We start from the raw sequence: 256 nt of genomic DNA on the forward strand, positions 1-256 counted from the left end.
AACCCACCCCCGCCAGCCTTAGACGGTGTGCCGGTGATTCGCTGAAAAGCCGTAGAGCCCAGCCGTGCCCGGCGGCTTTGGCGTGACGATTGACGGGGTCAATTGCGCCATCAATCGCAATACCAGCGACCTATCGCTGTCATCCTGCACGCCTGTTTCCCTGCGGAGGCCTTCCGTGCTGCAGACCCTCGCCATTTCCAACGCCCGTGCCCTGCACGATCTGGTCGTGCCGATGGGGGCATTGAACCTGGTCACC

General features: G+C 62.9%; 1 protein-coding gene. It reads left to right on the forward strand.

Translation table 11 applies throughout. The features are described 5' to 3' along the window. Positions 1 to 64: 64 nt before the first annotated feature. The coding region (locus ACQG3P_RS20530) for a hypothetical protein (RefSeq protein ID WP_426806076.1) at positions 65 to 256 on the forward strand (192 nt) is incomplete at its 3' end.

This window comes from Stenotrophomonas sp. SrG (genome assembly GCF_050031795.1).
Taxonomy (GTDB): Bacteria; Pseudomonadota; Gammaproteobacteria; order Xanthomonadales; family Xanthomonadaceae; genus Stenotrophomonas; species Stenotrophomonas rhizophila_A.